Raw genomic sequence first — 10,369 nt, forward strand, 5'->3', positions numbered from 1 at the left:
GGACATCGTCGTAACCGGTTCGCGCGCGCGCGACGTCAAGACGCCGGCGGTCACCACCAACATCTCGCGCTTCCAGCTCGAGAACCTGCCGAACGGCGACCGCAACTTCCTGAACTTCGCCGCGCTGGCCCCCGGCGTCACCGTCGAAGCGCCCACGCTCGGCGGCAGGGCCCGCCGCGTTCAGGCAAGCGGCGTCAATTCGGACAACACCAACACGTTTATCGACGGCATCAGCATCAAGAACCTGGTCAACCACGGCGGCACGCTCGGACAGAACCTGTCGTCGGGCAACCCGTTCCCGGCCTCGGCAGTCGACCAGTTCGATGTCCAGACGCAGAACTTCAAGGCGGAGTTCGAGCAAGCAGGGTCGGCGGTGATCTCATCGGTCACCAAGACCGGCGGCAACGAATTCCACGGAGAGCTGTTCGGCGAATGGCAGCCCAAGGCGTTCATCAGCGAGAATTTCGACGATCGCCCGGGTGGCCGCAACAACGCGACGCGGCCATACAAGCAGAAGCCTGACTTCGACACCAAATATTATGGCGGCGATCTCGGCGGCCCCATCATCAAGGACAGGCTGACGTTCTTCGTCGATTTCGAAGGGACCAAGAAAACCTTCGGCTCGAACGATATCGGCGTTTATCCGACAAGCAATTTTCCCACCGGCTTGAGCAACCCAACCGCCGCTGCCGCCGCCTATGCTCAAACTGCCCGGTCGCAATATAACGGCAGTTTCGCGGCGGATTTCAACGAGAAGCTGTATTTCGGTAAGTTGACGTTTTTCGCGACGTCGCAAGACACGATCAATGCCAGCGCGTTCATCCGCAGCGAGTCCAACCTCCAGATCAACGGAGGCGTGACGACGACCGATGCGTCGACGCGGAATCGAAACGACGAGCACCGGTATCAGCTCACCTGGGCGCATCGCGGCACCAATTGGCTCAACGAATTCATCTTCGCGCGCGATGCCGCGGCCAATGGGGCGATCCCCAATACCTCCGGCTCGTCCTATGTCGTCGTCGATGCGGGTTTGTCGTGTAATCCCCTAACACATGTCTGCACGCCAAACATACCGAACGTGGGAAGCGCGAGAGTTATCGCCCTCGGCGGGACGAATTTTACGCAGGACGACCATCAGTATCAGACGCTGTTCAAGGACAATGTGACGTTTTTCGGCGGCGCGCACACGGTCAAGGCAGGCGTGAAGGTCAATTTCACCAAGCTGCAGCGCCTTGAGGATAACAATAGCCAAGGCACTTTCTTCTACAACGGCAATACTTTCACCGGGGTCGGTTCGTCGACGCCCTTCGCGGCGTCGATCAATACGGCAGCGGTCAGCCCGGTCACGGCCAAGAACACCGAAATCGGCGGGTTCATCCAAGACGACTGGAAGCCCGACGACCACTGGCAGATCAGTGCGGGCCTGCGCTGGGATTACGAGTCCAATTCGCGCAACGAAAAGTTCGTGACGCCCGCCGCTATCGCGGCGGCGATCCGCGCCTATCCAGGCTGGAAGGCCGCAGGAATCAACCCCGAAGACTATATCTCGACCGGGAGCAACCGTAAGCCGTTCACTGGCGAATTCCAGCCGCGCTTGGGCATCTCCTACGATGTGAAGGGCGACCGCGATCTGGTCTTCACGCTCGGCGCCGGGCGATACTACAACCGGTCGCTGTTCATCGATTCCGCGCTGGAGACGATCAAGGACGTCTATGAATCGGTTGTGACCATCAACACGCCGCCCAATTGTACCCCGGGAACCACAGGCTGCGTCACGGCGATCCCGACCGACATCTCCGCTCTGCGCGCACTGGCGACGATGCAGGCCGGCGAAGTGCACTTGATGAACAACAACACCAAGGTTCCCTATTCGGACCAGGTCAGCGCTTCGATCCGCAAGCGGCTGGGGAAGATCAATACCTCGATCAGCTTCTCGTACATCAAGTCGCACAACATCTATCAGGAAGTCGTCGGCAACCGGAATCCGGACGGCAGCTACAGCCCGCTCAGTCCGCTCTTCTCGTACGACGGCAACGTATATTCGTCCGGCATCTTCTACGGTTCGGCCGCGATCAACACGGCGCCGCTGTTCGGCACCGATGGCCGGCGCTATGGCAGCATCTTCATCGGCAACAGCGATGGCAAGGCGACCTATGCCGCTCTCTATCTGCAGGCCGACAAGCCCTACACCGACGAATCGGGCTGGGGCTTCAGCACGACGCTGACCATTTCGAACGCCCGGTCGAACGACTCGCGCAACGGTGCCAATATCGGCGATCCGTTCAACTTCGATGCACCGACGATCGGCTTGCAGGGCTGGGGCAGGTCCAGCGGTCTCGAACGGTGGCGCTTCGTGGGAACGGGCACCGTCCGCCTGCCGCTGGACATCCGCGCGACGACCTTCATCACGCTGTCGTCCGGCCCCTATTATGGCGGGGTCATTTGCGGCATCCCGGGTCCTGCCGTCGATGGCTGCGCCGAGACCAATTTCGGCATCTACAAGCCGAGCGGCATCGGCTACGCGAACATCGACTTCAACTTCTCCAAGACGTTCAAGATGCCTTGGGCGAAATCGCATGAGCTGACCGTCTATTTCCAGGCGCTCAACGCATTCGACATCGTCAACCGCAACTATTCGATGTGGGGCGGCGGTTTCCGCAACGTCGGCGACAACGGGCCGAGCGGCCAGTACGATCTGGGCGCGGTCGCCAGCCAGGGCCGCAACTTCAAGATCGGCGCCCGCTACAAGTTCTGAGCTGATCCACCTCGATTCCCCTCCCGCTTGCGGGAGGGCTCAGGGGGGATGTTTGCTCCCCACGTAATCGACACGCCCTCCCCCTTTCCCCTCCCGCAAGCGGGAGGGGAAATTTTTCTTCCTTCGTTCAGGCAGCCGGCGGCGGCGCCTTGCAATAGCGGTCGATGAAAGCCGCGTGGTCGGGCATCCGCGCCGCGGCATCGGCGATCACTTCCTGGATGTCGTCGAGGAACGACGCGCGGACGTCGGACGACATGATCGCGGCGTTGGGATCGTGTCCCATCGCGAACCCCTGCCCCAGCAGCACCTGCACCCAGCTTTCGACGCGGAACAGCTCGGCGGCGGCGCGCTTGTAGAAGCGGCCCGATGACGCGAACAGCTCGAGCCGTTCCGCCAGGCTGTCGGGGATCGCCATGTTCTTGAGATATCGCCAATAAGGCGTGGCCTCGCGATCGGTCACCTTGAAATGGGCGACGATGAAATCGCGCACGTCGGCGAATTCGAAATCGTGCTGGCGATTGTATTCGGCGATGTCGGCGGCGGCGAACCCCTGATGCGGAAACAGACCGAGCAGCTTGATGATCCCGGTCTGGATGAGGTGGATGCTGGTCGATTCGAGCGGCTCGAGGAACCCGGCCGACAGGCCGATCGCGACGACGTTCTTCTCCCACGCCTTGCGCCTCTTGCCGGGACGAAAGCGCACCGGGCGCGGGTCGGCCAGCGGCTTGCCGTCGAGATTGGCGAGCAGCACCGCCGCCGCCTCGTCGTCCGAGAGATGCGCGCTCGAATAGACATGACCGTTGCCGGTGCGGTGCTGGAGCGGGATGCGCCATTGCCAGCCGTGATCGCGCGCCGTCACGCGCGTATAGGGGGTCAGCGGTTCGACTCGCTCGCACGGCACCGCCAGCGCGCGGTCGTTGAGCAGCCAGTGGTTCCAATCCTCATAGCCGATGCCGAGCGCCTGACCGATCAACAGCGCGCGCATTCCCGAGCAATCGACGAACAGGTCGCCGTCGACCGTCCGTCCGTCCTCCATCACGACATGGTCGACATGGCCGCTCTCGCCGTCGAGCCTGACGTCGACGATCCTGCCCTCGATCCGCTCGACCCCCGCCGCTTCCGACCGCACGCGCAGATAGCGCGCCAGCGACGCCGCATCGAACTGATAGGCGAAATCGATCCCGGCCAGCGGCGACGCCGGGTTGCGCGGATCGGGAAAGGCGAATTTGTTGGCCATGCCGGCGACGCAATTGAGCGCGTAATCGTCGAAATGCCGCGCCTTACCCGCGGCATTTTCGGGCAGCCACAATTGGTGCGTGTGCAGCCACATGAAGTCCTGGCCGATCCGCCCGAAGCCGTGGAAATAACGGTCTGTGCCGTCCTTCCAGCCGACGAAATCGATCCCCAGCTTGAACGTCGCCTGGGTGGCGCGGATCATCTCGACCTGGTCGACTTCCGCGATCGTCAGATAATCGCGGATCGCCGGGATCGTCGCCTCGCCCACGCCGATGATGCCGATCTCGTCGGATTCGATCAGGCGGATCGCGTAGCTCTTGAACAGCTGCGACAGCAGCCCGGCGGTCATCCAGCCCGCAGTGCCGCCGCCGACGATGGTGATGGTCTTGAGCGGCGCGTCGGGCGCGGTCATGCGGCGGTCCTCCGGAACGGCGCTCGGTAGCGGCGCCTTGCCGCGACCTTAGCCAGCCCGCCATCGCCGGTAAACGGTTACATCGACGCAGCTCGCGCGCCAGGCAGAGTAGGGGTCCGACCTAATTCTCCCCCGCCAGGGGGAGGATTAAGCTGGGAGCCTATCCCTCGGTCCGCATCGAATAGCGGACCTGGTCGACCATCGGCTTCAACAGGAACGACAGGATCGAGCGGTCGCCGGTCTGAACGAACACCTCGGCCGGCATGCCCGCCTTGAGCGCGATCTGCGGCGCCTTGGCGAGCGCGGCGGCGTCGAGCCGCACCTTGATGCGATAGAAGCTCTGGCCGGTGCGCTGGTCCGACGACAAATCGGGCGAGACGAAGATCAATTTGCCCGGAATGTCGGGCGTGGTCTGGCGATTGAAGCCCGAGAAGGTGATGCGCGCCGACTGGCCGACGCGGACCTGGTCGACATCCTGCGGCCGGATCCGCGCCTCGACGATCATGCTGTCGCGGTCGGGCACGATCTGGAGCAGCGGCTGGCCGGCGGGCAACGCACTGCCGATCGTGGTATAGGCGACCTTGTCGACCACGCCCGATTGCGGCGCGCGGATCTCGCTGCGGTCGACCGTGTCGGTGGTGGTGGCGACGCGGACCTGCTGGTCGTTGAGCTGGCCGACCACCTCGGCGAGCTGGGTGCCGGCGTCGCTGCGGATCTGCTTGTCGACGTTGAGGATCTGCTCGTCCGCCTCGGCGATATGCGCGCGCGCCTCGGCGATGTTCGATTCGAGCGCGGCCTTGCTGCCCTTCATCTGGACCGCGGTGCGCTCCATCTCGTTGAGGCGATTGATCGTGACGAGCTGGCGATCGTGGAGCTTGCGCAGCCCTTCGAGCTCGGGCTGGATCAGCGTCATCTGGCTCTCGATCGCCGCGATCTGCGCCTGATAGCTGGCGATCTGTTCCTCATATTGGCGCACGCGCTGCTGGAGCAGCGAGACCGAACCGTCGCGCTCGCGGCGGCGCAACGCGAACAATTGGCGTTCGCGCGCCATCGCTTCGGTCGCCCGCGCGTCGGCCTTGGCGGTCAGCTCGCGCGGGAAGCGGATCGTCGCCGCGCCGTCGCGCTCCGCTTCCAGTCGCGCACGCCGCGCGAGCAATTGCTCGAGCCCCAGAGCCGCGGATTCGGCGCCGACCGCCGACACCGCCTGGTCGAGCCGCATCAGCAATTGCCCCTTGGCGACATGATCGCCGTCATGCACCATCAGCGCCTTCAGGATGCCGCCGGTCGGGTGGATCAGCGTCTTGACGTTGGACTCGACCGCGACGTCGCCAGAGCCGATCACCGCGCCGCCGACCCGGAGGATCACCGACAACAGGAACAGCCCGACGACCAGCGCGCCCATCAGCACGAACGCGCGGCGGGTGCGGCGCTGCAGCCGCTCGGCGCCGGGATCGGGCTCGGCGTCCGGCCAGAAAGCGTGGAGCGGGACTTGCGCGGTCATTGGCCGGGCTTTCTGCTGAACACCATGCCGCTGGTGCCCTTGGCGCCGCGCTGGGCCGGTTGCGGCTGCACTTGTGCGGAGGGCTGCGGCTGGGCCGGCGCCGGCGGCGCAAGCTTGGCCAGCACCTCGTCGCGCGGGCCGAACGCCTGCGCCGTGCCGCCGCGCATGACCAGCAACAGATCGACCACCGCCAATATCTCGCGCCGGTGCGCGACCAGCAGCACGATGCCGCCGCGCGCCTTCACCCCGGCGACCGCGCGGGCCAGCGCCATCTCGCCATCGGGATCGAGGTTGGAATTGGGCTCGTCGAGCGCCACCAGGAACGGGTCGCGATACAGTGCACGGGCGAGCGCGATGCGCTGGCGCTGGCCGGCCGACAATTGCTGCCCTTCCTCGCCGACCTGGAGGTCGTAGCCGCCGGGCAATTGCACGATCAAATCGTGCACGCCGGCCGCCTTGGCCGCGGCGATCACCGCGTCCGACGGCGCGCCGACTTCGAACCGCGCGATATTCTCGGCGATGGTGCCGGCGAACAATTCGACCGATTGCGGGACGTAACCGAGATACTGGCCGAGCGTCTCGCTATCCCATTGCTGGATCGCCGCGCCGTCGAGCCGCACCGCGCCCTTGGCCGCTTTCCACACCCCGAGCACGCCGCGCACCAGCGACGATTTGCCCGACGCGCTGGGGCCGATGATGCCGATCACTTGGCCCGCTTCGGCGTGGAAGCTCATGTTGGCGACGGTGATCGTCTGGCTGCCCGGCGGGGTCAGCGACAGGCCGTCGACGGTCAGCGTCTTGGCCGGTGGCGGCAATTCGGTGCGCTCGCCGACCGGCGGCGGCACCTGGCCGAACAGGGTGTCGAGCCGCGCCCAGCTTTGCCGCGCGCCGACGAAATTCTTCCAATTGGCGATCGCCGAATCGACCGGCGCCATCGCCCGGCCCGACAGGATCGAGCTGGCGAAGATGATCCCCGCGGTCGCCTTGCCGTCGATCACCAGCATCGCGCCGACCGTCAGCACCACCGATTGCAGCACCATCCGCGACACCTTGCTGATCCCCGCCAGGGTCGCGGTGGTGTCGGTCAGGGTCGCCTGCTGGTCGAGATAATCGTGATGGATCCGCCGCCATTGCAGCATCAGCCGGTCGCGCATGCCGAGCGCGGTGATGATCTCGGCGTGGCGCCACTGGCGGTCGGCGAGCAGGCGCCGTTTCGCCGCCGCCTGGGTCACCGCCATGACATGGCGGCTGCTGACCCGCTCGGCGACCCAGGTCAGCGCGGCCAGCCCGATCATGCCGACCAGTGTCACCACGCCCAACCAGTAATGGACCAGGCTCAGCACGATCAGGAACAGCAGGATCCAGGGCAGGTCGATCAGCGCCGGCGGCCCGGCGCTGGCGATGAACGAGCGCAACTGGTCGAGGTCGCGCACCGGGCTGACCTGTTCCTTGGCCTCGGGCCGTTCGAGCGCGATGCGCGCCTCGATCGACTGCACGCGCCCCGACAGCGAGCGGTCGAGCGACGCCGCGACATCGGCCAGCATCTTCGAGCGCAGCACGTCGAACATGCCGTAAAAGGCGTAGGCGATCAGGATCATCGCGAACACGCTGAACAGGGTCGGATAGCTCTGCGCCGGCAGGATACGGTCATAGACCAGCATCAGGTACAGCGACCCGGTGATCGTCAGCACGTTGATGAACGCGCTGAGCGCGATGATCGCGCCGAGCCCGCCGCGCAACTTCGCCAGCGCGGCGCGGATCTCCGATTCCCTGGTGCCCCCCGGCCGTGCCATTCCTACGCCCACTCCACTAAGAGCCCGCAATAGACCGAGTCCGGTTTCAAGCCAATGGGTTCGTTTTGCAGCCGTTTTTACTTATTTTCACAGCGAAAGCGGCGGCAATTTTTTACAAGTGCGGGGTGAGGACTGGGGCGATACTAGGCTTCTTGTACTCTCTCCCCTTGGGGGCGCATCAGGTCGGTCATGCTCCCGGCATGACCTAAACAGCGCGGGCGCTGTTTACCTGACGCGGGAGGGGCCCATCGCGTTAGCGATGGGACGTGAGGGGGCGACCGCGAAACGGTCGCGCGGCGCTGAAGCGCCGCTCCCCTCATCCAAGCTACGCTAGGCGGCAAGCCGCCAAGCTTCGCTATCCTTCTCCCACAAGGGGAGAAGAAGACGTCGCCAATGCAATCTGCGTCAATGGGATAGCAACTTGCCCCCGCGCCCCGCACTTCCCATCTCACTCCTGTCGCGCGGCGCTTGCCCGGCACGAACAAATCTGGAACAAACACCAACATGCTGACTCACATTCAGGTGCGCGGCGCGCGCGAGCATAATCTCAAGGGCGTCGATATCGACATCCCGCGCGACACGCTGACCGTGATCACCGGCCTGTCGGGATCGGGCAAGTCGAGCCTTGCCTTCGACACCATCTATGCCGAGGGGCAGCGCCGCTACGTCGAGTCGCTGTCGGCTTATGCGCGGCAGTTCCTCGAACTGATGCAGAAGCCCGATGTCGATCATATCGAGGGCCTGTCGCCGGCGATCTCGATCGAGCAGAAGACCACCAGCCGCAACCCGCGCTCGACCGTCGCGACGGTGACCGAGATCTACGATTACATGCGCCTGCTGTGGGCGCGCGTCGGCATTCCTTCTTCGCCCGCGACCGGCCTGCCGATCGCGGCGCAGACCGTCAGCCAGATGGTCGACCGCGTCATGGCGCTGCCCGAAGGTACGCGGCTGTATCTGCTCGCCCCGGTCGTGCGCGGGCGCAAGGGCGAGTATCGCAAGGAACTCGCCGAGTGGCAGAAAGCGGGCTTCACCCGCGTGCGGATCGACGGCGAATTGTACGAGATCGACGAGGCCCCGGCGCTCGACAAGAAGTACAAGCACGACGTGGAAGTGGTGGTCGACCGGCTGGTGGTCGGGCCGGATATCGCGACGCGGCTGGCGGATAGTTTCGAGACCGCGCTCAAGCTGGCCGAGGGGCTGGCGTATGTGGATCTGGTGGATGCGACGGTCGAGGCCGTAACCGCCCCCCTCCCGCTTGCGGGAGGGGCTGGGGGAGGGCGTGTCCAGGAAGTCCGCCAGGAGTTTGTAGCGGAAGGCGACATGCCCTCCCCTAACCCCTCCCGCGAGCGGGAGGGGAACGTGCCGGAGGCATCGGCTTCCCCCACCCTCGGCGGCAATATGAAAGGCGCCGGGGTCCCCGCCAACCGCATCGTCTTCAGCGAAAAGTTCGCCTGCCCGGTCTCCGGCTTCACCATCGCCGAGATCGAGCCGCGGCTGTTCTCGTTCAACGCGCCGCAAGGCGCATGCCCGGCATGCGACGGGCTCGGCGAGAAGCTGGTGTTCGACGAGGATCTCGTCGTCCCCAATCACGACCTCAGCCTCAAGAAGGGCGCGATCGTGCCCTGGGCCAAGTCCAACCCGCCCAGCCCCTATTACATGCAGGTGCTGGGCAGCCTGGCGCGCGAATTCGGGTTCAGCCTGGAAACGCCGTGGAAGGACCTGCCCGGCGAAGTGCGGCTGGTCATCCTCTACGGCACCGCGGGCAAGCCGGTCACCCTGACATTCGTCGATGGCAAGAAGAGCTACGACGTGCGCAAGCCGTTCGAGGGCGTGATCGGCAACCTCAACCGCCGCATGCTCCAGACCGAGAGCGCGTGGATGCGCGAGGAACTGAGCAAATATCAGTCGAGCCAGGCCTGCGAGACCTGCCACGGCGCGCGCCTCAAGCCCGAGGCGCTGGCGGTCAAGATTGCCATGCAGGACATCAGCCACGCGACGCGCCTGTCGGTGGTCGATGCGCTGGCCTGGTTCCAGGACCTGCCCAACCACCTCACCGGCCAGCAGAAGGAAATCGCCGAGCGCATCCTGAAGGAGATCGTCGAGCGGCTCGGCTTCCTCAATAATGTCGGGCTCGATTACCTCAATCTCGACCGCACCAGCGGCACCCTGTCGGGCGGCGAGAGCCAGCGCATCCGCCTCGCCAGCCAGATCGGCAGCGGGCTGTCGGGCGTGCTCTACGTGCTCGACGAGCCGTCGATCGGGCTCCACCAGCGCGACAACGACATGCTGCTCGCGACGCTGCGGCGGCTGCGCGACCTCGGCAATACGGTGCTGGTGGTCGAGCATGACGAGGACGCGATCCGCACCGCCGATTACATCATCGACATGGGGCCGGGCGCCGGCGTCCATGGCGGCGAGATCGTCGCCAAGGGCACGCTGCCCGAATTGCTCGCGCACACCGATTCGGTGACCGCCGATTACCTCAACGGCACGCGCGAAGTGCCGGTGCCGATGGTGCGCCGCTCGGGCACGGGCAAGCAGCTGACCGTACACAACGCCACCGCCAACAATCTGCGCGGGGTGACCGCGAGCATCCCGATCGGCACCTTCACCTGCATCACCGGCGTGTCGGGATCGGGCAAGTCGAGCTTCACGATCGACACGCTCTATGC

General features: G+C 65.1%; 5 protein-coding genes. 2 read left to right on the forward strand and 3 right to left on the reverse strand.

Going from position 1 to position 10,369, the window contains the following annotated elements; all coding sequences use genetic code 11:
• Nucleotides 1-2,755, forward strand: a 2,755-nt coding sequence (locus tag ACTHJR_RS06505) for a TonB-dependent receptor plug domain-containing protein (protein WP_440522313.1), incomplete at its 5' end; no start/stop codon positions are given.
• A gap of 127 nt (nucleotides 2,756-2,882) precedes the next feature.
• Here ACTHJR_RS06505 and ACTHJR_RS06510 read toward each other — a convergent pair.
• The 3 genes from ACTHJR_RS06510 to ACTHJR_RS06520 form a co-directional block, all read right to left on the reverse strand.
• The gene (locus ACTHJR_RS06510; protein ID WP_440522314.1) at nucleotides 2,883-4,403 is read right to left on the reverse strand and encodes a tryptophan halogenase family protein; all 1,521 of its coding nucleotides are present in this window, start codon (nucleotides 4,401-4,403) and stop codon (nucleotides 2,883-2,885) included.
• Nucleotides 4,404-4,563: 160 nt separating this feature from the next.
• Nucleotides 4,564-5,904, reverse strand: a complete 1,341-nt coding sequence (locus ACTHJR_RS06515; RefSeq protein WP_440522315.1) for an HlyD family type I secretion periplasmic adaptor subunit — start codon at nucleotides 5,902-5,904, stop codon at nucleotides 4,564-4,566.
• Nucleotides 5,901-7,697, reverse strand: coding sequence for a type I secretion system permease/ATPase (locus ACTHJR_RS06520; RefSeq protein ID WP_440522316.1), 1,797 nt, complete (start codon nucleotides 7,695-7,697; stop codon nucleotides 5,901-5,903). Before ACTHJR_RS06520 ends, ACTHJR_RS06515 begins: the two co-directional genes overlap by 4 nt.
• Before the next feature lie 504 nt (nucleotides 7,698-8,201).
• Between ACTHJR_RS06520 and uvrA the strand changes: the two genes are divergently transcribed.
• A partial coding sequence (gene uvrA / locus ACTHJR_RS06525; RefSeq protein ID WP_440522317.1) for an excinuclease ABC subunit UvrA occupies nucleotides 8,202-10,369 on the forward strand: 2,168 nt, incomplete at its 3' end.

Origin of the sequence: Sphingomonas sp., from assembly GCF_051962185.1 — a bacterium.
GTDB lineage: Bacteria > Pseudomonadota > Alphaproteobacteria > Sphingomonadales > Sphingomonadaceae > Sphingomonas.

Coding starts and splice junctions, on each gene's coding strand:
- ACTHJR_RS06510 (WP_440522314.1), bottom strand. CDS start 4,403: ATGACCGCGCCCGACGCGCCGCTCAAGACCATCACCATCGTCGGCGGC.
- ACTHJR_RS06520 (WP_440522316.1), bottom strand. CDS start 7,697: ATGGCACGGCCGGGGGGCACCAGGGAATCGGAGATCCGCGCCGCGCTG.
- ACTHJR_RS06515 (WP_440522315.1), bottom strand. CDS start 5,904: ATGACCGCGCAAGTCCCGCTCCACGCTTTCTGGCCGGACGCCGAGCCC.